Genomic DNA, 21196 nt, shown 5'->3' with positions numbered 1-21196 from the left:
ACCGAACGATCGGTCGGTCGGGCGGACGGCAGACTCAGACAGGGGGCCGGGATGGTGGCAGTGACCCCGGACACGGGACAGGACACGGCGCTGGAGCAGCTCGCCGCGGCCTTCGACGCAGCGGTGGCCGCGGACGAGCGCGTCGAGCCGCGGGACTGGATGCCCGAGGCGTACCGCGCCACCCTGGTCCGGCAGATGGCCCAGCACGCCCACTCCGAGATCATCGGCATGCAGCCCGAGGCCAACTGGATCACCCGCGCGCCCTCGCTGCGCCGCAAGGCGATCCTGATGGCCAAGGTGCAGGACGAGGCGGGCCACGGGCTGTATCTGTACAGCGCCGCCGAGACCCTCGGCACCAGCCGCGACGAGCTGCTCGACCTGCTCCACGCGGGCCGGCAGAAGTACTCCTCGATCTTCAACTACCCGACGCTGACCTGGGCGGACGTCGGCGCCATCGGCTGGCTGGTGGACGGAGCGGCGATCACCAACCAGGTGCCGATCTGCCGCTGCTCCTACGGGCCCTACGCCCGCGCCATGGTGCGGATCTGCAAGGAGGAGTCCTTCCACCAGCGCCAGGGGTACGAGCTGCTGCACGCCCTGTCGCAGGGCACCGAGGCGCAGCACGCGATGGCGCAGGACGCGGTGGACCGGTGGTGGTGGCCCTCGCTGATGATGTTCGGCCCGCCGGACGACTCCTCGTCGCATTCGGCGCAGTCGATGGCCTGGCGGATCAAGCGCCACTCCAACGACGAGCTGCGCCAGCGCTTCGTGGACATCGCCGTCCCCCAGGCGGAGTCGCTGGGCCTGACCCTGCCCGACCCGGACCTGAAGTGGAACGAGGAGCGCGGGCACCACGACTTCGGCGCGATCGACTGGGCCGAGTTCTGGGACGTGCTGAAGGGCAACGGCCCCTGCAACGAGCAGCGGATCGGCCAGCGCCGCGCGGCCCACGAGGAGGGCGCCTGGGTGCGCGAGGCGGCAGCGGCGTATGCGGACAAGCAGGCCGCGAAGAAGACCGGACAGACCGAGGAGGCACGGGTATGACGCAGAACTGGCCCCTGTGGGAGGTGTTCGTGCGCTCGCGGCGCGGCCTTTCGCACACGCACGCGGGCAGCCTCCACGCCCCCGACGCGGAGATGGCCCTGCGCAACGCCCGCGACCTCTACACCCGCCGCGGCGAGGGCATCTCGATCTGGGTGGTGCCCTCCACGGAGATCACCGCCTCCTCGCCGGACGAGCGGGACCCGTTCTTCGCGCCGTCCGCCGACAAGCCCTACCGGCACCCCACCTTCTACGACATCCCGGAGGGAGTGAGCCACCTGTGACCGGCACCGACACCGACACCGCGCTCGGCCACGCCGGGCCCGCCGTCACCGCGGCGGCCCTGGCCCTCGGGGACGACGCGCTGATCCTCTCCCACCGCCTCGGCGAGTGGGCGGGGCACGCCCCCGTCCTGGAGGAGGAGGTCGCCCTCGCCAACATCGCCCTCGACCTGCTCGGCCAGGCCCGCGTGCTGCTGTCCCTGGTCGGCGACGAGGACGAGCTGGCCTTCCTCCGCGAGGAGCGCTCCTTCCGCAACCTCCAGCTGGTCGAGCAGCCGAACGGCGACTTCGCCCACACCATCGTCCGCCAGCTGTTCTTCTCCCTCTACCAGCACGAGCTGTACGGGGAACTGGCGCGCGGCGGGGGCCCCTTCGCCCCGCTCGCGGCCAAGGCCGTCAAGGAGACCGCCTACCACCGCGACCACGCCGAGCAGTGGACGCTGCGGCTCGGCGACGGCACGCCGGAGAGCCACGACCGCATACGGGCTGCCCTGGACTCCCTGTGGAAGTACACCGGGGAGATGTTCCGGCCCGTCGAGGGCCTCGACCTGGACTGGTCCGCTCTGGAGGCCCGCTGGCTGGCCGCGGTCGCCGCCCTGCTGGAGCGGGCCGGGCTCGCCCTGCCCGCGGGGCCGCGCACCGGGGCCTGGGCGGCTGGAGCCGGCCGGCAGGGCCTGCACACCGAACCGTTCGGCCGGCTCCTCGCCGAGATGCAGCACCTGCACCGCAGCCACCCGGGTGCGTCGTGGTGACCGGCACGGGGACGGCCGGGACGACCCGGCTGGAGGCGGAGCTGGCCGCGCTCGCGGGCTCCGTCCCCGACCCCGAGCTGCCCGTGCTCACCCTCGCGGAGCTCGGCGTCATGCGCGGGGTGCACATGCACGAGGACGGCCACGTCGAGGTCACCCTCACCCCCACCTACACCGGCTGCCCCGCCATCGAGGCCATGTCCGCGGACATCGAGCGGGTCCTGAACGACCACGGCATCCCCGAGGTCCGGGTGCGCACCGTGCTGGCGCCCGCCTGGTCCACCGACGACATCAGCGCCGAGGGGCGCCGCAAGCTCGCCGAGTTCGGCATCGCCCCGCCCCGACCGCACGCGGCCGACGGTCCGGTCCCCCTCACCCTCTCGGTGCGCTGCCCGAGCTGCGGGTCGACCGACACCGAGCTGCTCAGCCGTTTCTCCTCCACCGCGTGCAAGGCCCTGCGCCGCTGCGTCGCCTGCCGCGAACCGTTCGACCACTTCAAGGAGCTGTAGATGGCCGAGGCACCCCGGCCGGCCGGTCGGCACGGCGCGTTCCACCCGCTCACGGTGGCCTCGGTCGAGCGTCTCACCGACGACGCGGTGGCGCTGGTCCTCCAGGTCCCCGACGGGCTGCGCGCCCAGTACCGGCACGCTCCCGGTCAGCACCTCACCCTCCGCCGGTCCACACCCGAAGGGGCGCAGATCCGGCGCACGTACTCGATCTGCTCGGCCGCCCCGGCTCCGGACGGCCCGGGCCCGGAGCAGCTGCGGGTCGGGGTGCGGCTGGTGGAGGGCGGCGAGTTCTCCACGTTCGCGCACAAGGAGATCGCCGCGGGCGACGTACTGGACGTGATGGTCCCGGCCGGACGGTTCGTCCTGGACCCGGCGGCCGGCCCGGCCGGCGGGCACTACGCGGCGGTCGTCGGCGGCAGCGGGATCACCCCCGTGCTGTCGATGGCCGCGACCCTGCTGGCCGCCCGGCCGGACGCCCGGTTCTGCCTGGTGCGCAGCGACCGTACGGCCGCCTCGACGATGTTCCTGGAGGAGGTCGCCGACCTCAAGGACCGCTACCCCGCGCGCTTCCAGCTGGTGACGGTCCTCTCCCGCGAGGAGCAGGAGGCCGGCCTGCCCTCCGGGCGCCTCGACGAGGCACGGCTGGCCGAGCTGCTGCCGGCCCTGCTGCCGGTCGCCGAGGTCACGGGCTGGTTCCTGTGCGGACCGTACGGCCTGGTGCAGGGCGCCGAGCGTGCGCTGACCGCCCTCGGCGTCGCCCGCAGCCGGGTCCACGAGGAGGTCTTCCACGTCGAGGACGCCGCCCCGCCCGCCCGCCCGGCCACCGCGGCCTCCGCCGCCCGCGGCCGGGTCACCGCCCGGCTCGACGGGCGATCGGGCACCTGGCCGGTCCTCGACGGCGAGTCCCTGCTCGACGCGGTGCTGCGCAACCGCGCCGACGCCCCGTACGCCTGCAAGGGCGGGGTGTGCGGCACCTGCCGGGCCTTCCTGGTGACGGGCGAGGTCCGGATGGAGCGCAACTTCGCGCTGGAGGACGAGGAGACGGAGGCCGGTTTCGTGCTGGCCTGCCAGTCGCACGCGGTGACCGAGGACGTGGAGATCGACTTCGACCGCTGACCCCCCGCGCCCCGCCCCCCAGGTGCCAGGCGCCGGGCGCGGACCGTGTGTCCCGGGTGCAGGGCACACGGTCCGGGCGCCGGGGCCCCTCTCCGCATCCGGTCCCGCCGCAGGCTGTGCATTTCCAAGAACTTGTTCTATCTTGACGCACCGTCAGGAACAGGACGGACCGGGTGCGCGGGAGGACAGGCAGTGGACTTCACCTTCACCGAGGAGCAGCAGGCCGCCGTCGAGGCGGCGCGGGCCGTGTTCGCGGACATCGCGCCCGACGGCGTGCCGAGCCCCGCGCTGACGCCGGGGGCCGTGGCCCAGGACTTCGACCGCCCGCTGTGGGCCACGCTCGCCTCCTCCGACCTGCTGAGCCTGGTCCTCGCCGAGGAGCACGGCGGCGCCGGCCTGGACACCGTCGCCCTGTGCCTGGTGCTGCGCGAGGCCGCCCGGGTGCTGGCCCGGGTGCCGCTGCTGGAGCACTGCGCCACCGCCATGGCCGTCCAGGCCCACGGCAGCCCGGAACTGTCCGCCGCACTGCTGCCCGGCGCCGGGAGCGGGGACCTCGTGCTGACCGCCGCCGCCCACGGCCGCTCCGGGCACGATCCGGCCGAACTGGCCGTGCTCGCCCGCCGGGAGGGCGGCGCCTGGACGCTCGACGGCACGCAGACCGCCGTCCCCTGGGCGCAGAGCGCCGACTGGATCGCCGTACCGGCCCACACCGGCGAGGGCGGGGCCGTCCTCGCGCTCGTCCCGCGCGCGGCCGTTGGCTTGGCCCTCGCCGAGCAGTACTCCACCAGCGGGGAACGCCTCGCCGAACTGTCCCTGGACGGCGTACGGGTACCGGCCACGCACCTCATCGCGGCCCCCGGCGCCTGGGACCGGCTCCGCCAGATCCTCACCACCGGGACCTGCGCCCTCGCGCTCGGCCTCGGCGAGCGCGTCCTCACCATGACCAGCCGGTACACCGCCAAACGGGAGCAGTTCGGCTTCCCGGTGGCCACCTTCCAGGCCGTGGCCGTCCAGGCCGCGGACCGCTACATCGACCTGCGCGCGATGGAGGCCACCCTCTGGCAGGCCGCCTGGCGCCTCGACGCCGCGACCTGCGGAGCGGGCGGCCCCCTGCCGAGCGCCGGGGACGTCGCGGTCGCCAAGATCTGGGCCTCGGAGGGGGTGCGGCGGGTCGTCCAGACCGCGCAGCACCTGCACGGCGGGTTCGGCGCCGACACCGACTACCCGCTCCACCGCTACCACGCGTGGGCCAAGCAGCTGGAGCTCCAGCTCGGTCCGGCCGCCGCGCACGAGGAGGCCCTGGGCGACCTGCTGGCCGCCCACTCCCTCGCCTGACCGGGGCGGGTCTACAGGACGAAGGGCTGGTTCCCGCTGTCCGTGACCATCGGGCGCCCGGCGCCGTCCCACGCCTGCATCCCGCCGTCGACGTTGACGGCGTCGACGCCCTGGCGCACGAGGTACTGGGTGACCTGTGCGGAGCGTCCGCCCACCCGGCACATCACGTGGACCCGCCGGCCGTCGTCCACGGCCTCGGTGAGCTCGCCGAAGCGGGCGACGAAGTCGCTCATCGGGATGTGCAGAGCGCCCTCGACGTGCCCGGCCGCCCATTCGTCGTCCTCACGGACGTCGAGGACAAAGCCTTCGGAGGGCACCGCGGCGGCGTCCACCGAGGGAAGCGGTCCGAAGTTCATGCGTCGCCTTCTCTCATCGCGGATGGGGAGGCCAACCTATCCGACGGGGCCTCGCGGCCCCGCCGGTCGCGGCGGCACGCCCCGCCCTACGGGGCGGAGCCCCCGACTACGGGGCGGACAGCCCGGCCAGCTCCGCCTCGCGCTCGGAGACCTGCGCCAGCAACTGCTCCGCGATCTCCTCCAGCAGCCGGTCCGGGTCGTCCGGAGCCATCCGCAGCATCGACCCGATCGCGCTGTCCTCCAGCTCTTTGGCCACCAGCGACAACAGCTCCTTGCGGCGCGACAGCCACTCCAGCCGGGCGTACAGCTCCCCGCTCTCCTCCGGAGCCGACTGCTCGGGCGCCGGGCCGGCCGCCCATTCCTCGGCCAGCTCGCGCAGCTGCTGCTCCTCGCCCCGCCCGTAGGCCGCGTTGACCCGCGCGATGAACGCGTCCCGGCGCTCCCGCTCCGCCTCGTCCTGGGCGAGGTCCGGATGGGCCCGGCGGACCAGTTCGCGGTAGAGGCGGCGCACCTCCTCTGAGGGGCGCACCCGCTGCGGCGGCCGCACGGGGCGGTCGGTGAGCATGGCGCCCGCGTCGTCGGAGATCCCGTCCGAGCCCATCCAGTCGTGGAACAGCTCGTCCACGCCGGGCATCGGCATGACCAGCGAGCGCGCCTCGCGGGCCCGCCGCAGATCCTCGGGATCTCCGGTGGCGGCCGCCTTGGCCTCGGCGATCTGCGCGTCCAGCTCATCGAGCCGCGAGTACATCGGGCCGAGCTTCTGGTGGTGCAGGCGGGAGAAGTTCTCCACCTCCACCCGGAAGGTCTCCACCGCGATCTCGAATTCGATCAGTGCCTGCTCGGCGGCCCGCACGGCCCGCTCCAGGCGCGCTTCGGGACGCTCTCCGCCGGAGTCGCCGGCATCCCCGGGGGCTGACTGCACGGGCTGCTCGCTCTGCTCGGTCTGCTCGCTCACCCGGCCAGCCTACGGCCCGCCCGTCCGGGCGTGGTTTCACGTGAAACAACGCCGGCCCCCGCACCGTGCCCGGCCCCCGCACCGTGCCCGCGCCCGCGAGCCCCGGGGCCGGGGCGCCCCGGCCCCCGGGGCGCCCGCTCAGACCCCGGACTCCGCCGCGATCCGCCCGGCGCGCACGGCCGCCACCAGGTCGGCGTGGTCCGCCTCGGTCCGGTCCGCGTAGGCCACCGCGAAGGCGGCCATCGCCTCGTCCAGCTCCTCGTTCTTCCCGCAGTACCCGGCCAGCAGCCGGGGATCGGCGCTGTGCGCGTGCGCCCGGGCCAGCAGGGCCCCGGTCATCCGGCCGTAGTCGTCGAACTGCTCCGCGGCCAGCGCCGTCGGGTCGACACTGCCCTTGCGGTTGCGGAACTGCCGCACCTGGAAGGGCCGCCCCTCCACCGTGGTCCAGCCCAGCATGATGTCCGAGACCACCTGCATCCGCTTCTGCCCGGCCACCACCCGGCGGCCCTCGTGCTCCTCCGGCGGGGCCGAGAAGCCCAGGGCGGGCAGGTGCGGCAGCAGCGCCGAGGGGCGCGCCTCCTTCACCTGGAGCACGAGCGGCTCGCCCCGGTGGTCCAGCAGCAGCACCACGTACGAGCGGGTGCCGACGCTGCCGGTCCCCACGACACGGAAGGCCACGTCGTGGATGGTGTACCGGCCCAGCAGCGGCAGCCGGTCCCCCTGGAGGGTCTCCAGGTAGGGCCCCAGGGAGGCCGCCACGGCCGCCGCCTCCGCGTCCCCGACCCGGCGCAGCACGGGCAGCGCGTCGACGAACCGGCACCCGCCGTCCGGCGCGGGCGCGGTCGATTTGGCCGCGAACCGTGCGGAGGTGTTGTTGCGGGCCTTCTGCGAGACCTGCTCCAGAGTGCCGACCAGGTCCCGGGCGTCGGCGTGCGAGACCAGCTCCTCGTCCGCGATCGCGTTCCACGCGTCCAGTGCGGGCATCCGGGCCAGCAGCCGCACGGTCCGCCGGTAGGCGCCGGCCGCGTCCCGCGCGGCCGCCCGGCAGGTGTCCTCGTCCGCCCCGGCCACCCGACCGGCCAGCACCAGGGAGGTCGCCAGCCGTTTCACGTCCCACTCCCACGGGCCGAAGACGGTCTCGTCGAAGTCGTTCAGGTCGATGACGAGGTGCCCGCGCACATCGCCGTAGAGGCCGAAGTTCGCCGCGTGCGCGTCCCCGCAGATCTGCGCGCCGATCCCGGTGACCGGCCCCGCGGACAGGTCGTGCGCCATCAGCCCGGCCGCCCCGCGCAGGAACGCGAAGGGGTTCGCGGCCATCCGGCCGACCCGTATCGGCGTCAGCCCGGCGACCCGGCCGACATTGGACTCCTCCACGGCGCGCACGGCGTCCGGCCGTCCGGCCGGCGCCACGAAGCGGGCGTGCGCAGCCCGCGGCACCCGCTCCCGCAGCGCCTTGCCCCGCTCCTTCGGCGAATCCTCCGCCACCCGCGGCGCGAACCCCGCCACCTCCGGAATCCGCTGCCCAGCCCCAGCCGCCATGTGCCCCGCCCCACCCGTCCGTCGATCGCAAGAACGCGCTGACCGTACCTACAGCCCGGCGTCCCTGGCCAGCAGCGCCGCCTGCACCCTGTTGTCGCAGCCCAGTTTCGCGAGGATGCGGCTCACGTACGTCTTCACCGTGGCCTCGCTCATGTGCAGCCGCCGGCCCGCATCGGCGTTCGACAACCCCTCGCCCAGCAGCGCCAGCACCCCGCGCTCGCGCTCGCTGAGCTCCGCCACCTGCCGGCGCGCCTGCTCGCCGCGAGCGACGGCCTTCCCGGACGCCAGCTGGTCGACGACATGGCGGGTCGCCCCGGGCGAGAGGTACGCGTCCCCGGCAGCGGCCGCCCTGACGGCCCCGATGAGCTCGCCGGGGGCCGAGTCCTTCAGCAGGAAGCCGGCACTGCCCCGGCCCAGCGCCCGCAGGACGTTCTCCTTCTCGCCGAAGGTGGTCAGGATCAACGCCCGCACCCCCGGCACGGCCCGCCCCAGCTCCGCCAGGGCGGTCAGCCCGTCCATCACGGGCATCTGGATGTCCAGCAGCACCACGTCCGGGGCGTGGGCCAAGGCCGACTCCACCGCCTCGCGGCCGTTCGCCGCCTCCGCGACGACCTCGATGTCCGGAGCCGAGGTCAGGATCATCCTGATCCCGGCCCGGATCAGCGGCTCGTCGTCGGCGATCACCACTCTGATCACTTGGGCTGTCACCCCGCGCTCCTACTGCTTGACCTCGTACGCCTGCTTGTCCACGAGCTTGCCGTCCTTGAAGCAGAACCGGAAAACCAGGTCCGTCCCCAGCGCACCCGGCTGGTCCCTCGCCAGCCGGGCCGTGCACTGCGAGCCCTCCGGCCGGGGCGGCCCCTTCTCCGCCGCCCCCTCGACGAGGAAGCCGCCGCTGCTCGGCAGCCGGTCGCGCACGGCCTGCTCCGCCGCGCCCACCTGCGCCGCCTCGAACTCCGTGCGGTCGATCACCGAATCGTCCATGGAGCCCACCAGGAACGCCACCCCGGCGCCGACCACGATCACCAGGAGCACCACCGCCGCGAAGGCGATGCCGCACCCCAGCGCGAAGCCGCCGGTCCTGGTGCGCCCCGGGACGGACAGCTCCCGGTCCACCACCGACCAGTCCATGGGCGGCACACCCCGGAGCCCCTGCGCCTGCGCCTGCTGCCCGAAGTCGTCGGCCACGTCCGCCGCCCCGGCCGGCTCCGCCCCGTACGGCAGGACGCCCGCCACCCGGAACCCGCCGCCGTCCACCGCCCCGGCGTGCACCATCCCGCCGACGAGCCGGGCCCGCTCGCGCAGCCCCGTCAGCCCCTGTCCGCCCGACACCAGCCCGCCGACCCCCGGGCCGGCCGCCGGGCCGTTGGCGATCTCCACCACCAGCGAGTCGTCCTCGTACCGCAGCTCCACCGTGATCGGGGCACCCGGAGCGTGCTTGTACGCGTTCGTCAGGGCCTCCTGCACGATCCGGTAGGCCGCGTGGTCGCACGCCGCGGCCAGCGGCCTCGGCTCCCCCGACGCCGTCAGCCGTACGTCCGTGCCCGCGCCCCGCGCCGCCTCCACGACCCCCGCGATCCCGGCCACCCCCCGCGCCGCCGGCTGCGCCGCCTCCTCCACCGGGAGGGGCGCCTCGACCCCGTCCCGCAGAATCCCGACGACCTCGCGCAGCTCGTGCATCGCCGCCACGGAGGCCTGGCGCAGCACGCCCACCGCTTCGAGCTGGCGGTCGGTGAGGTGGGGGTCCACCTCCAGCGCCCCGGTGTGCACCGAGATCAGGGCGAGCTGGTGGCCCAGGCTGTCGTGCATGTCCTGGGCGATCCGCTGGCGTTCGCGCAGCCGGGCCTGGCCGGCGACCATCGCGCGCTCGCGCAGCAGCTGCCCGTTGCGCTCCTGGAGCGCGCTCAGCAGGGTGCGGCGCTGCGACCAGTAGCGGCTGGCGAGACCCGGGATCACCGTGGTCGCCAGGAACATCAGCGTGGTGAAGATGACCACCAGCAGGGGGCGCATCTGCGACCACTCGTGCACCACCCCGAGGCCGACCGACGCGAAGAAGGCCAGCGTGAAGGCGGCCCCCGCCCGCCCCACCCCGATGATCCGGCGCCCCGCCGACCAGCCCAGCACCGTCGTGACCAGGACCGTTCCGGGCAGGAACGCGCCGAGTGCGGCACCCGCCACCAGCGTCGCCGCCGGCAGCCGCCGGCGCAGCAGGGTCAGTGCCATGACGACCGCGGCGCTCACCAGCATCCGCAGGCCGGAACCCCTGTCGAGCTCCTCGACGCCCAGCCCGAGCAGGACCGCCACCGAGCCGATCGCCAGGTCCCCGGCCAGCATCCGCCGGGTCCACGGTTCGGGCCCTTTCAGCCACTCCCGGCCCGCACGTGTCTTCGCCATCGCATCCACCCGACGACCCTAGACACCCGCGTCGGGCTCCGGCTGCCCTCTTTCGTCGCTTCGGCCCCGACGAAAGTCGCCGCCGGAGCGACCGGCGTGAAGTTCTCATGGCGAGGGCGGCGGCAGCTCACGGCCGACTGGTGTCGGCGTAACTGTCCTGCCGCGGGGCGCGGGTGGGAGCCTGAGGGCGGTCACCGAAGGGAGTGGACATGGAGCGGCTGGAGATCGGTCTGTTGGGGCCCCTCGTCGTCACGGTCGGCGGCAGGTCCGTCGTCCCCAGTGCCGCGAAGCAGCGCAGGCTGCTCGCGCTGCTGGCCGTGAACATGGGGCGCGAGGTGAGCATGGGGACGATCGTCGAGGAGCTGTGGGGCGGGTGCCCGCCCAGTGGGCCGACCGCCGCCGTGCAGACGTACGTGAAGCACCTGCGGCACCGCATCGCGGCCGCCACCGGCGCCGACCCCAAGGAGATCGTCGCCACCGGCTACGGGGGCTACCGGCTCGGCTCCGCCGCCGCGCGGGTCGACACCCGGGAGTTCGAGGCGACCGTGACGGAGGGCCACCGGGCCCTGGCCTGCGGCGACGACGAGCGGGGCGCCGGCCTGCTGGGCTCCGCGCTCGCCTCCTGGCGGGGCCCGGCGCTGGGCGACGTCCAGCAGGGAGGGGTGCTGCGGGCCGAGGCGCTGCGGCTGGACGAGGTACGGCTGGCCGCGCTGGAAGCGCGGATCGGGGCGGAGCTGCGGCTCGGCGCGCACACCCGGCTGGTGAGCGAGCTGACGGCGCTGACCTCGCTGTACCCCCTCCAGGAGAACCTGCACGCCCAGCTGATCCTCGCGCTGTACCGCAGCGGCCGCGCCTCGCGCGCCCTGGAGGTCTTCCGGCGGCTGCGCTCGACCTACGTCGGGGAGCTGGGCATCGAGCCGTCGCGGCGGCTGCAGGAGCTGCACCAGGCAGTACTGGGCTGCGATCCGACCCTGGACGCGCCCGTTGCGAGCCTGGTCGCGCTGTAGGGACGACGTGAGAAGTTCATGGTCGGCGTATGACGCCGTGGCTGTCGTGGGGCCGGGGCCCGGCCCCATACTCGACGAATCCCGCCGCCGGGCAAGAGAGGTGCGATATGCGGCGCACGACTGGGGATGCCCCAACCGTTCATCTCTGGTCGCTGTCCGAGGACGTGGTCGTCGACCAGGGTGCGGGAGACGACGCGCTGCTGCTCACCAGCAGGTGGGGTCAGGACCGGCTCGACCGGCCCAGCCCGGCGGTGCGCGAGGCGCTGCGCCGGATGGAGCTGGGTCCGGTGCTGCTGGGCAATGCCGTGGGCGGCTCCGAGGACCTGCGCCTGACCGCGCTGCCGGCCCTCGCCAAGCTGTCGCACCTGGTGGTGCGCACGCTCGGCGTCGACGACCTGAAGGGGCCGCTGCTGTCGGTGTTCCCGCTGTCGCCGGCCGCGCCGCTGGTCCTGCTCCGCCGGCCCGGCGAGCGCCGGGTGCGGCTCCCCGGGCACGTGGCCTTCACCGTCCCGGAGTCGGGCAGCGGGTGCGTGCTGGAATCCGTGCACTCGCCGCACCGGGTGGTCCTGCACCGGCCCGAGGCGGCCTGGGTGGCGATGCTGCTGGCCTGGCCGACCACGCTCGCGGCGGCCTCGGCCGCGCTGCCGCTGCCCGCGCGCATGACCGAGGACATCATCGGGTACCTGTACGCGGCCGGCATGGTCACCTCCGTCGACGAGTCCCCGCCCGGGGGCCCGCCGGTCCTGCTCTGAGGGCCGTCCCGCCATCCCGGCGGGCGGGCCCTCAGACCAGCCAGCCCGCGTCGCGCGCGATGCGGATCGCGTCGACCCGGTTGCGGGCGTTCAGCTTCGCCACGACCGTCGTCAGGTAGTTGCGCACGGTGCCGGTGGAGAGGTGCAGTTCACCCGCGATCTCGGTCGCCTCCGCACCCTGGGCCGCCATCCGCAGCACCTCGGTCTCCCGGTCGGTCAGCGGGCTCTCCAGGCCGCTCCACGCGGCCAGGGCCAGCTTGGAGTCGATGACCCGCTGCCCGGCCACCACCCGGCGGATGGCGCTGGCCAGTTCCTTCGGGGAGTCGTCCTTGAGCAGGTAGCCGGAGACCTGGGCCGCCAGCGCCCGGCGCAGGGTGCCGGGCCGGCCGAGGCTGGTGAGCATCAGCGTCCGGCACTCCGGCAGGTGCTCGTGGATCTGCACGGCGGCGCTCAGCCCGTCGAGGCCGGGAAGGTCGATGTCGATGATCGCGATGTCGGGTTTGACGTCGAGGGCGGCGGCGAGGATCTCGTCACCGCGCTCCAGTTCGCTGACGACCTCCAGGTCGTCCTCCAGGTTGAGCAGGGCGACGAGCGCTCCGCGCACCATGTTCATGTCTTCGGCCAACAGAATTCTGATCACCGTTGCGAGCCCCCCCGTCCGCGCGGTCGATCTTGTGCCGCCGAGCATAGCAACTTGGCCGGATTCGGTTAACTACCCGCGGTTAAAACGTCTGTTCATGCGGCGAGGCGTGCGCCGTCGTCCTCCGCCGATCCGTCGCGGTCCTCGTCGCGGTCGAGAGCGCCCTGGGCGGGGACCCGCGCCGTCAGCCGGAAGACGTTGCCGGGGCCGCGGTCGACCTCCAGCTCACCGCCCACCGCCCGCAGGCGCAGCTCCAGGTTCCCCAGGCCGCTGCCGCTGTGCGGGGAGGAGTCGCGGTACCCCTCGGTGACACCGTCGTTGGTGACCGAGAGCGTCATCAGGCCGTCCACCTCGACGGCGGTGATCTCGCACTGCGCCGCCCGGCTGTGGCGCAGCACGTTCGTGACGGCCTCCCTGAGCACGGTGGCGAGAACGGTGTCCACCGGCGGGCTGACGGGGCCCATCCGGATGTCGGTCACCGCCTTGACCTCCGCGGCGCCGAGCACCGACCTGGCCGAGCCGATCTCCTCCTCCAGCGACATGTCCCGGTAGCCGCTCGCGACCCGCCGTACGTCCGCGAGCGACTGGCGGGAGATGGCCAGGACGTCCTCGACCTCCTGCTTGGCCTTGGCCGGGTGGGCCAGGATCAGACGGTGGATCAGCTCCCCCTTGAGCTGGATCGCGGACAGGCTGTACCCGAGCAGGTCGTGCAGGTCCCGGGCGAAGCGCAGGCGCTCCCGGGTGACGGCGGCCCGGGTCAGCTCCCCCCGGCTCTCGTGCAGGACCCGGACCAGCTCCGACAGCCGGGTCAGCCCGAAGGTGACCAGCCCGGTCAGCAGGGTGGTCTGCACGAGGTAGACGCTGTCGAGCACCGGCCGGCCCTCCAGCACCGGGGGCACCAGCATGCTGACGCCCACGAGTCCGTACAGGGTCCAGCCCAGGCGCGCGGGGAGGAGCAGCAGCAGGGAGCCGGCGAGGAAGCCCGCCATCGCGCCCCACTGGGACTTCAGGGCGATGAGCGGCAGGTAGGTGAAGAGGGCCTGGGTGCCGAGGGTCAGCGCCTTGCGGGCGGCGGGCACGTGGCGCGCGCCGGGCCGGGAGTGCAGGAGCTGGAGTGCGAAGACCGCGGCCAGACAGCCCATCGCGGCTGCCAGGCCGCGGCCCTCGACCCCGGCACTGAGGATGTTGAGGATGGTGATGCCCACATAACAGAGGATCGCGACAATCAGGATGACCTCGGCCATCCGCGGGGCGGGCAAATCCCGACTTCGGCGCAGAATGCCCTCGACTGCCACCGCCTCCGGCAGTTCACCCGAGGCCTTGCGGCGGTGAGCCATGTCAATCCCCCTTCGGCACGCCCCTGTTCGAGGTCCAGCGCGAGCATAGGCGAGGGACGGGAAAGGAGGGTGGGATTCTGCGGGTCAAACGAACAACGGGATGGGGTTGAGCTGCCCGTATGGTGTGGGAACGGCCAGTCGTCCGAGGGTGACCGGCACGTCGAATAGGCGGCCGGGCCCGAATCGGGCCCAGAAGTGGCGCAGTCCGGGAACGATGACTTTCACAACCGGAAGATCCAGATCCGGCCGACTCTGGTCCAGGACCAGCAAGTCGAGCCCCTTTCCGGCGACCACATTTTTGATCATGTCCACATCATCAAGCAAATTCTCGTGCCGAACCGGAGCCCAGTCCCCCGGTGTTCGCGGCGCCGCTTTCGGATCCGGCGCCAGATAGGGCTGATTGGCCACCGTTGCCACGTGCCACCAGGACAGCGGCTCCGGATCGGTGATCCGGTACCCCGAGCCGTCCGCCCGTACGTCGCCCACCGCGGGCAGCAGCTGCCCCATCTCCGACAGCGCCCGGCGCAGCGCCACCGCGGGGTCGAAGTGCGCCCCGAAGCCGAAGATGACGTCCTGGTCGGGCTTGTCCGTCCGCCGGCTCAGCGCCGCCATCACCGGTATCCCCAGGTCGGAGGTGAGGTCCAGCACCCACACCTCCCGGTGGACCCGCCGGTACCCGGCACGGACCCGCTCGGTCCAGTCGTCCGCGAAGGCGTCCAGGTCCACCCCGGGCTGCCGGGTGCGGTTGTACCACCACAGGGCCACCGCGTCCCGCTCGACCAGCTCCAGGAAGCCCTGCACCACGGCGTCCTCGGGGCTGCTGCCCGCCGCGTTGCCGTTGGAGTCGGCCCACAGGCCGTCCCAGGACGGGCCCGCCGCCCGGACGTCGCCCCGCGCGTAGTACAACATCGAGGTCGGCAGCAGCCGCTGTACGCCTTCGGTGAGCGACCACACCGGCGTCCACTCGGTGGGCCGGTCCTCGTCGAACGGCGTGGAGACGTAGTGGAAGCGGGAGTGCTGCGCGTTCCAGTACTCCCGGTCCGCGTACTGGCGGTCGCCGTACAGCTGGCAGTCGTTGGGGTGTACGGCGGCCGCCCCCAGGCCCCGCAGGGAGTCCCGTACGACCGGTTCGTCGCCGTGCCGGGTGCCGCTGTAGCGCTCGACCGCCTCGCACAGCGCGCTGGTGCGCGCCTCCTCCTCGGTGCGGCCCTTGCCGCCGTTGAGCGCGCGCAGGCCCGAGCTCAGTCCCGCGAAGGAGGCCGACTCCATCGCCAGGTTGTGCCCCGACACGTAGGAGGAGACGAAGTCGGGCGCCCCGGGCGCCCGCCGGACCTCCTTGACCACCCCGGTCACCGGGTCCACCAGGTGTGCGTAGCGCCGGAGCATCTGCGCCGCCGTCAGCGCCCGGTCGTCAGACCCGGCCGACGCGGCCTTGGGACGCGGAGCGGGGACGAACGGCGCCGTGACCCGGCGGGCCACCAGCCCGGGGTCGCCGCAGCCCGCGCACTGGGGCCGCCGGCTCACCGGGTGGCTGGCGGTGCGCATCCGCAGGGTGTCCAGGGTCTGCACGTGCCCCTGCTCCGGGCGGCGCAGGCCCGCCAGCCACTTCGCCGTCTCCAGCACGGCGAAGTTCACCGCCAGCGCCGTCCCGGAGGCCAGCCCGGCGGGCGGCCGCGGCACGGGGCCGTCCAGACCCAGGGCGCGCCGCACCGGCAGCTCGGAGTGGCGGTGTCCCCGCAGCCGCACCGCCATGCAGTGCCAGCAGGGTCCGGAGCCGGGCTGGAAGAACGGGCCCACCCAGGGATCGGTCCCGCACACCTTGACCGGCACCCACGGCCGGCCGGCGGCGCGGTGGAACGCGTCCGCGGCGGCCAGCTGCGGGGAGAGGTAGTCGTCGCACAGCACCAGGACCAGGTCCGCGTCCCCGGGGACGTCCGTGACGGGGATGCCCGACGCCCGGCAGGCGGCGGCGACCGGCGCGGGGTCCAGGCCCGCCAGCGCCTCGACCGCCACCGAGGTCCGGGACAGGTCGGTGGCGGCCCGGCCCCCGTCCAGCCCGGCCAGGTCCCAGTACGCCTCCGCCTCCGCACTGCGCGGCGCCGGCACCGAGCCGGACGCCGCCGGGGCGGTGAAGCGGATCAGCCCGGCGTCCGCCAGGGCCTCCAGGGCCGCCTCGACGTCCTCGGGGCCCAGCGCCCGCGCGGCCTCCCGCAGGACCGCCGCCACGGTGCGGGTCCCGTCGAGGAGCGGCACCAGGATCTCCGCCTCGCTGCCGTGCAGGGCGGTCACTCCGCGCCGGGACACCAGGTAGGCGGCGTCGTCCGGCACGACCGTCGGCCTCAGGTGGGACTTGAAGCCCACCAGCGCGTCGGCGTCCGTCGGCACGGCCGCCGCACGCCCGATCTCGGCAGAGGTCATGCCCCCAGCCGTCCGGCGGTCGGGGCCACCGGGCCCGTCATCTGCGTCAGGCCGCAGATCGTGAAGAGGACGACCGGCACATCGGTCAGTGAGTCAAGGTTCTCGATCACCAGACCCCGTCTGAGGGATCGGGCGGGAAGGGCCGCGGATTCGGTGGAACTGGTGCGGGCGCCTGCCGAAATGATGGTCATGGCGGTGAGTTCCCTCTGCGTCGTCGTGGAGCGGATTCGGTCCGTTCGCTGACGATTCTGCGAGGAACTGCTGAGCCCTGACAGTGCCCGGCTCACCACCGCGAGATGAAGATTTCACATGGCCGCGGGACACCTCCGGGAGCACCTCCGGAGCGGGGTGCGAACCGGACATCCGGCGCGGTCCGCGGGGCCTCGGCGGGCCTTTAAGCGAGCACTTGATGACGATGTTGCCCGCATGCCCACTCCTTACGCTCGAATTCCCCTACAGACGCTCCCCGTCTGCTTTACCCCTTGTATGCGCGGAGGCCCCGCCTCCGCCAGGAAGCAGGTCCCCGTGAACGACACCGCCGAGGCCCCGCCGTACGGCCGCATCCTGCGGCTCGAAGAGCTCCTGGAGGCCGCGTGTGTCCGCGAGGACGACGTGGAGCGGGTGCTGTTCCTCGCCACCCACCAGTCCTGCGAGATCTTCTTCGCCGTGGTGCTGCGCCACCTCGAGGACGTACGGGACGCCCTCGACGCGGGCGACGGCTTCCTCGCCGCCCGCCGCGCCGCTCCCCTGCCCCTCATCTTCCGCACGCTCGTGGGCCAGTTCGACGGGCTGGCCACGCTCACCCCGGCCGCCTTCGAGGTCATCCGCACCGCGCTGGGCGAGGCCAGCGGCTTCCAGTCCGCGCAGTTCCGCGAGATCGAGTACCTCTGCGGGCTGCGCGACACCCGTTTCCTGAACACCGCCGGATTCAGCGCCGCCGAGCGGCAGCGGCTGCGCGACCGTCTGGAGCAGCGGTCCGTACAGGAGGCGTACGAGGCCTACGTGTCCGGCGGTCCGGACCGGGAGTCCGCCGACGCCGCGCGGCGCACGCTGGTCGACTTCGACGAGGCGGTGGCGATGTGGCGGGCCCGGCACGCGGTGCTCGCCGAGCGGTTCCTGGGCGGCGGCACCGGCACGGCCGGCTCCGACGGGGCCTCCTACCTGTGGATGGCGGCCCGCCGGCGCGTGCTGCCCCAGGTGTGGGCGGAACTGGCGTGAGCACGGCCGGAGCCGACCTCGACCGCGACTACTCCCCCAGCTCCCTCGTCCCCGACCTCGGCGCCCACCTGACGCGGTACGCGGCCGACAGCGCACGCGCCCGCACGACCCTGCGGGTCCACCGCGACCTGCCGTGCGGTCCGCTGCCGGAGCAGCGGCTCGACCTCTTCCCGGCCGCCGCGCCGGGGGCTCCGCTGATGGTGTTCGTGCACGGCGGCTACTGGCAGGAGCTGAGCAGGGCCGAAGCGGCCTTCGCCGCGGCGGACTTCGTGGCGGCGGGCGTGTCGTTCGCCGCGCTCGGCTACGGCCTGGCCCCGCGCCACCGGATGCGCGCGATCACCGCGATGGCCGCCGACTCCGTACGCCGGATCTGCGCCGGGCGGTCCGGCCTGCCGGGCGCCCCCGCCTCCGTGCACCTCAGCGGCCACTCCGCCGGGGCCCACCTGGTGGCCTCCGCGCTCCTGGACACCGCGGGCTGGCGGGCCGCGGGGCTGGACCCGGCCGCGGAGATCGCCTCCGCGACGCTGATCAGCGGGGTCTACGACCTGGAGCCGCTGACCCGCACGTACGTCAACGACGCGCTCGGCATGGACGCGCGGGAGGCCCGCGACGTCAGCCCGCAGCGCCGGCTGCCCGCCGGCGCCGGGGCCCTGCCGCCGCTGGTCCTCGCCCGGGGCGTCCGCGAGACCGCGGCCTTCGCCGGGCAGCAGGAGGCCTTCGCCCGGGCGGCCCGGGCCGGCGGCGCGGACGTGGACGAGCTGGTGGTGCCCGGCCGGCACCACTTCGACCTGCCCTTCGACCTCGGGGCGCCGGCCACCGCCCTCGGCGCGGCGGTCGCCCGCCGGCTCCGGGGGTGATCCGCGCCCTGCTGCCCGCGGGGGCCGCCGGGGCGGACGCCTTCGGGGACGCCCCGGAGGGGGCGCTGCTCCCGGCCGAGGAAGCGGTGGTCGCCGGGGTCGCGCCCGGCCGGCGGCGGGAGTTCGCCACGGTCCGGCACTGCGCGCGCCGGGCGCTGCGCGAGCTGGCCGGCCGCTCCCCGGGGCCGGCCCCGCCGCCCGTGGCGCTGCTGCCGGACCGGGACGGCGTGCCCCGCTGGCCCGACGGGCTGGTGGGGAGCATGACGCACACCCGGGGGTACCGCGCGGCCGTGGTCGCCCGCGCCGCCGACGTGGCCCGGCTCGGGATCGACGCCGAGCCGGACCGCCCGCTGCGCCCCGGGGTGCTGGAGACCATCGCCTCGCCCGCCGAGCGGGCGGCACTGCCGGGCCTGATCGCGCACGGGCCGGGCGGGGAGGACCCCGGCGCGTGCGGCACGGATGCGTACGGCTTCGGCGGGGACGGCTTCGGCGGGGGCGGCGGCGTGTGCGGGGACCGGCTGCTGTTCTGTGCCAAGGAGGCGGCCTACAAGGCGTGGTTCCCGCACGCACGCGTCCTGATCGGCTTCCGCGACGTGGAGGTGGACTTCGGCGGCCCGGCCTCGGGCGGCCGGTTCGAGGCGCGGGTGCGACGCGCACCGGGTGTGCTGCTGCGGGGCCGGTGGGGCGCGGGCAACGGCCTGCTGGTCGCGGTCGTGGCGACCCCCGCGGACGGCGCGCGGGGTGCGGACCCCGGACATTAGCCGGGCGCTTAAGAGCCTGGTCCGAGCCGGCCGGACCCTCCTAGCCTGCGAACGGCCCCGGCCCGGTGCCGGCGGGGCCCCGGACCGTACGGCGCAGGGCCGCCCGGGCGAACCACAGGAGGAGCGATGGTCTCAGCACCCCACCCCAGTTCGATCGCCGGCGAGGTCCGGCCCGTCGCGGCCGAGTCGTTCGTGCACCTGGTGCGGGCGCACGCCCGGACCCGGCCGGAGGCCGTCGCCGTCCGCTCGGGCCGGGAACAGGTCACCTACCGGCAGCTGTGGCAGCGGGCCCTGGCCGTCGCCGCCGCCCTCGCCGAGGCCGGGACCGGACCGGGCGACCGGGTCGCCCTGTGGGCCGACCGGACCGCCGGGACGGTGGCCGGCGCGCTGGGGGCGATGGCCCTCGGAGCCGCGTACGTCCCCGTCGACCCGACGCACCCCGGCGAGCGCACCGCCGCCGTCCTGGCGGGGGCCGCGCCGGCCGCGCTGCTCCACGACGGCGCCGCGGGCGCCGGGACGCTGCCCGCCCTGACCGTGCCGGTCATCGACGTACGGGAGCTGCCGGCGCCCCCCGGCCTGCCGGAGCCGGCGCTGCCGCGCTCCGCGGACATCGCGTACATCGTCTTCACCTCCGGCTCCACCGGCACCCCCAAGGGCGTCATGGTCCCGCACGGCTCGCTCACCAACTACGTCGCCTGGTGCGGGGACCTGGTCGGCGGCGCGGGCGGCGGCAGCCCGCTCTTCGGGAGCCTCGGCTTCGACCTCGCGCTGACCTCGCTGTGGGTGCCGCTCGCCCAGGGCCGCACGGTCACCGCGGTCGCCGGGATCTGGGACCAGGGGACGCTGTTCGGCGGGCGGGAGGAGCCCTACACCTTCGTGAAGATGACCCCCTCGCACGCCCGCTTCTTCGAGGTGCTGGCCGAGCCGCCGCGCTACGACCGGGTGACGGGGCTGCTGATGTTCGGCGGGGAGGGCCTGGACCCCGCCCTGATCGCCTCGCTCGGCTCCCGGCTCGACGGGGTCCGGCTGGTCAACCACTACGGCCCGACGGAGACCACCATCGGCTGCTGCGCGTACCGCTTCGACCGCCACAGCGTGCCGTCGACGCCCACCGTGCCGATCGGCCGGCCCGCCTGGAACACCCGGGCGTACGTCGTCGACGAGGGGCTGCGCCCGGTGGCGCCGGGCACGCCCGGCGAACTGGTCGTCGCCGGGCGGGCGGTGGCCGCCGGCTACCTGGGCGGTGCGGGCGGCGGGAAGTTCCTCGACGAGGCCGCGCTGGGCGGGCCGGCCGGCGGGCGCGCCTACCGGACCGGGGACACCGTGGAGCTGCTGCCGGAAGGGGCGCTGCTCTACCTCGGCCGCGGGGACGACCAGTTGAAGGTCAACGGGTACCGGGTGGAGCTCGGCGAGCTGCGCCACCACGTGCTGTCCGTGCCGGGGATCGCCGACGCGGCCTTCGACATCGTGCGCGGACCGGTGGACACCCTGGAGCTGTACGTCCGGCTGGGCGGACGGGGTCCGCGGCCCGACGGGGAGGAGTTCTCGGCGCTGGTCCGCAAGACGCTCGCCGCCGCGCTGCCCTCGGCGCTGGTCCCGGGCGCGGTGCACCTGGTGGACGAGATCGTGGTGAACGCCAACGGCAAGACCGACCTGGCCGCGACGCGGGCGCGGGCCGCGGCCCGCTGACCGGGAACTCCTCACGTCCGGGGGGTTACGAGGTCACGCGCGCACGTCAGGCACAGCTCAGCGGACCGTCAGCGCGGTCCGGGATTCTCACAGGGCGGGCCACGGCCCGCGCCGTCGAACGGCGCGGGCACCGGGGGTGGGGCCGGGGGGGGGGCCGCCCCCCGGGGGGGCGGGCGGCGGGCCCCCCCCCCCCCCCCCCCCCCCCCCCCCCGCGGGGGGGGGGGCGGGGGGGGGCACGCGGA

The 21196-nt window shown here is 74.6% G+C and carries 21 protein-coding genes; 12 read left to right on the top strand and 9 right to left on the bottom strand.

Annotation, left to right across the window (positions count from 1 at the left end; genetic code table 11):
• Positions 1-51 precede the first annotated feature (51 nt).
• From paaA to ACFWU6_RS26765, 6 genes are all read left to right on the top strand, one after another.
• Positions 52-1044, top strand: a complete 993-nt coding sequence (paaA, locus tag ACFWU6_RS26790; RefSeq protein WP_383802426.1) for a 1,2-phenylacetyl-CoA epoxidase subunit PaaA — start codon at positions 52-54, stop codon at positions 1042-1044.
• Complete coding sequence (paaB, locus tag ACFWU6_RS26785; RefSeq protein ID WP_030009045.1) at positions 1041-1325, top strand: 1,2-phenylacetyl-CoA epoxidase subunit PaaB; 285 nt, start codon at positions 1041-1043, stop codon at positions 1323-1325. Before paaA ends, paaB begins: the two co-directional genes overlap by 4 nt.
• Positions 1322-2074, top strand: coding sequence for a 1,2-phenylacetyl-CoA epoxidase subunit PaaC (paaC, locus tag ACFWU6_RS26780; RefSeq protein WP_383802431.1), 753 nt, complete (start codon positions 1322-1324; stop codon positions 2072-2074). Before paaB ends, paaC begins: the two co-directional genes overlap by 4 nt.
• The gene (gene paaD, locus ACFWU6_RS26775) at positions 2068-2580 is read left to right on the top strand and encodes a 1,2-phenylacetyl-CoA epoxidase subunit PaaD (protein WP_383983490.1); all 513 of its coding nucleotides are present in this window, start codon (positions 2068-2070) and stop codon (positions 2578-2580) included. The genes paaC and paaD overlap by 7 nt, the downstream gene beginning before the upstream one ends.
• Positions 2581-3696 (top strand): 2Fe-2S iron-sulfur cluster-binding protein, encoded by a 1116-nt coding sequence (locus ACFWU6_RS26770; protein WP_383802437.1) that lies wholly within the window; start codon positions 2581-2583, stop codon positions 3694-3696.
• Between the two features lie 192 nt (positions 3697-3888).
• Positions 3889-5031 (top strand): acyl-CoA dehydrogenase family protein, encoded by a 1143-nt coding sequence (locus ACFWU6_RS26765; protein WP_383802440.1) that lies wholly within the window; start codon positions 3889-3891, stop codon positions 5029-5031.
• An 11-nt stretch (positions 5032-5042) separates the two neighbouring features.
• Here the strand turns inward: ACFWU6_RS26765 and ACFWU6_RS26760 are convergent, their stop codons facing one another.
• The 5 genes from ACFWU6_RS26760 to ACFWU6_RS26740 form a co-directional block, all read right to left on the bottom strand.
• A complete protein-coding gene (locus tag ACFWU6_RS26760) occupies positions 5043-5387 on the bottom strand; it encodes a rhodanese-like domain-containing protein (RefSeq protein WP_383802443.1) in 345 nt (114 codons plus the stop codon).
• Positions 5388-5493: 106 nt separating this feature from the next.
• Positions 5494-6309 carry a hypothetical protein gene (locus tag ACFWU6_RS26755; RefSeq protein ID WP_383802488.1) on the bottom strand — a complete coding sequence of 272 codons (816 nt, stop codon included), beginning with the start codon at positions 6307-6309 and terminating at the stop codon, positions 5494-5496.
• A 171-nt stretch (positions 6310-6480) separates the two neighbouring features.
• Positions 6481-7881 (bottom strand): DUF2252 domain-containing protein, encoded by a 1401-nt coding sequence (locus ACFWU6_RS26750; protein WP_383983488.1) that lies wholly within the window; start codon positions 7879-7881, stop codon positions 6481-6483.
• A 48-nt stretch (positions 7882-7929) separates the two neighbouring features.
• Positions 7930-8577, bottom strand: a complete 648-nt coding sequence (locus tag ACFWU6_RS26745) for a response regulator (protein ID WP_383802491.1) — start codon at positions 8575-8577, stop codon at positions 7930-7932.
• A gap of 21 nt (positions 8578-8598) precedes the next feature.
• Complete coding sequence (locus ACFWU6_RS26740) at positions 8599-10275, bottom strand: sensor histidine kinase (protein ID WP_383983486.1); 1677 nt, start codon at positions 10273-10275, stop codon at positions 8599-8601.
• 209 nt (positions 10276-10484) lie between these two features.
• Between ACFWU6_RS26740 and ACFWU6_RS26735 the strand changes: the two genes are divergently transcribed.
• Together ACFWU6_RS26735 and ACFWU6_RS26730 are read left to right on the top strand one after the other, a co-directional pair.
• On the top strand, positions 10485-11282 hold the full coding sequence (locus ACFWU6_RS26735; RefSeq protein WP_383983484.1) for a BTAD domain-containing putative transcriptional regulator: 798 nt from the start codon (positions 10485-10487) through the stop codon (positions 11280-11282).
• 107 nt (positions 11283-11389) lie between these two features.
• Complete coding sequence (locus tag ACFWU6_RS26730; protein ID WP_383983482.1) at positions 11390-12034, top strand: NADH oxidase; 645 nt, start codon at positions 11390-11392, stop codon at positions 12032-12034.
• 31 nt (positions 12035-12065) lie between these two features.
• Here ACFWU6_RS26730 and ACFWU6_RS26725 read toward each other — a convergent pair whose 3' ends face one another.
• The 4 genes from ACFWU6_RS26725 to ACFWU6_RS26710 all read right to left on the bottom strand — a co-directional run bounded on the left by ACFWU6_RS26725 (position 12066) and on the right by ACFWU6_RS26710 (position 16620).
• The gene (locus ACFWU6_RS26725; protein WP_383802457.1) at positions 12066-12722 is read right to left on the bottom strand and encodes a DNA-binding response regulator; all 657 of its coding nucleotides are present in this window, start codon (positions 12720-12722) and stop codon (positions 12066-12068) included.
• 47 nt (positions 12723-12769) lie between these two features.
• Positions 12770-14011, bottom strand: a complete 1242-nt coding sequence (locus ACFWU6_RS26720) for a sensor histidine kinase (protein ID WP_383983481.1) — start codon at positions 14009-14011, stop codon at positions 12770-12772.
• 84 nt (positions 14012-14095) lie between these two features.
• Entirely contained in the window at positions 14096-16429 is a 2334-nt protein-coding gene (locus ACFWU6_RS26715) for a TOMM precursor leader peptide-binding protein (RefSeq protein WP_383983479.1), read from the bottom strand.
• A complete protein-coding gene (locus ACFWU6_RS26710; RefSeq protein WP_383983477.1) occupies positions 16426-16620 on the bottom strand; it encodes a hypothetical protein in 195 nt (64 codons plus the stop codon). Before ACFWU6_RS26710 ends, ACFWU6_RS26715 begins: the two co-directional genes overlap by 4 nt.
• Before the next feature lie 334 nt (positions 16621-16954).
• Here ACFWU6_RS26710 and ACFWU6_RS26705 point away from each other — a divergent pair, with 334 nt between their 5' ends.
• From ACFWU6_RS26705 to ACFWU6_RS26690, 4 genes are all read left to right on the top strand, one after another.
• On the top strand, positions 16955-17647 hold the full coding sequence (locus ACFWU6_RS26705; RefSeq protein ID WP_383802466.1) for a tryptophan 2,3-dioxygenase family protein: 693 nt from the start codon (positions 16955-16957) through the stop codon (positions 17645-17647).
• Entirely contained in the window at positions 17644-18504 is an 861-nt protein-coding gene (locus tag ACFWU6_RS26700) for an alpha/beta hydrolase (protein WP_383802469.1), read from the top strand. Before ACFWU6_RS26705 ends, ACFWU6_RS26700 begins: the two co-directional genes overlap by 4 nt.
• Positions 18501-19265: a 4'-phosphopantetheinyl transferase gene (locus ACFWU6_RS26695; RefSeq protein ID WP_383983475.1), complete on the top strand. Its 765-nt coding sequence runs from the start codon at positions 18501-18503 to the stop codon at positions 19263-19265. Before ACFWU6_RS26700 ends, ACFWU6_RS26695 begins: the two co-directional genes overlap by 4 nt.
• Before the next feature lie 126 nt (positions 19266-19391).
• The gene (locus ACFWU6_RS26690; protein ID WP_383983473.1) at positions 19392-20954 is read left to right on the top strand and encodes an amino acid adenylation domain-containing protein; all 1563 of its coding nucleotides are present in this window, start codon (positions 19392-19394) and stop codon (positions 20952-20954) included.
• Positions 20955-21196: the final 242 nt, after the last annotated feature.

The organism is Streptomyces sp. NPDC058674 (assembly GCF_042716505.1).
GTDB lineage: Bacteria > Actinomycetota > Actinomycetes > Streptomycetales > Streptomycetaceae > Streptomyces.
Note: the sequence above shows the minus strand (reverse complement) of the source record. Positions and strands in the feature narration are given on the sequence as shown.

What these genes read in the sequence shown, in the direction of transcription:
- paaA (WP_383802426.1), top strand. Translation starts at nt 52, where the DNA reads ATGGTGGCAGTGACCCCGGACACGGGACAGGACACGGCGCTGGAGCAG.
- paaB (WP_030009045.1), top strand. Translation starts at nt 1,041, where the DNA reads ATGACGCAGAACTGGCCCCTGTGGGAGGTGTTCGTGCGCTCGCGGCGC.
- ACFWU6_RS26770 (WP_383802437.1), top strand. Translation starts at nt 2,581, where the DNA reads ATGGCCGAGGCACCCCGGCCGGCCGGTCGGCACGGCGCGTTCCACCCG.
- ACFWU6_RS26760 (WP_383802443.1), bottom strand. Translation starts at nt 5,387, where the DNA reads ATGAACTTCGGACCGCTTCCCTCGGTGGACGCCGCCGCGGTGCCCTCC.
- ACFWU6_RS26750 (WP_383983488.1), bottom strand. Translation starts at nt 7,881, where the DNA reads ATGGCGGCTGGGGCTGGGCAGCGGATTCCGGAGGTGGCGGGGTTCGCG.
- ACFWU6_RS26740 (WP_383983486.1), bottom strand. Translation starts at nt 10,275, where the DNA reads ATGGCGAAGACACGTGCGGGCCGGGAGTGGCTGAAAGGGCCCGAACCG.
- ACFWU6_RS26735 (WP_383983484.1), top strand. Translation starts at nt 10,485, where the DNA reads ATGGAGCGGCTGGAGATCGGTCTGTTGGGGCCCCTCGTCGTCACGGTC.
- ACFWU6_RS26730 (WP_383983482.1), top strand. Translation starts at nt 11,390, where the DNA reads ATGCGGCGCACGACTGGGGATGCCCCAACCGTTCATCTCTGGTCGCTG.
- ACFWU6_RS26725 (WP_383802457.1), bottom strand. Translation starts at nt 12,722, where the DNA reads ATGCTCGGCGGCACAAGATCGACCGCGCGGACGGGGGGGCTCGCAACG.
- ACFWU6_RS26720 (WP_383983481.1), bottom strand. Translation starts at nt 14,011, where the DNA reads ATGGCTCACCGCCGCAAGGCCTCGGGTGAACTGCCGGAGGCGGTGGCA.
- ACFWU6_RS26715 (WP_383983479.1), bottom strand. Translation starts at nt 16,429, where the DNA reads ATGACCTCTGCCGAGATCGGGCGTGCGGCGGCCGTGCCGACGGACGCC.
- ACFWU6_RS26710 (WP_383983477.1), bottom strand. Translation starts at nt 16,620, where the DNA reads ATGACCATCATTTCGGCAGGCGCCCGCACCAGTTCCACCGAATCCGCG.
- ACFWU6_RS26690 (WP_383983473.1), top strand. Translation starts at nt 19,392, where the DNA reads ATGGTCTCAGCACCCCACCCCAGTTCGATCGCCGGCGAGGTCCGGCCC.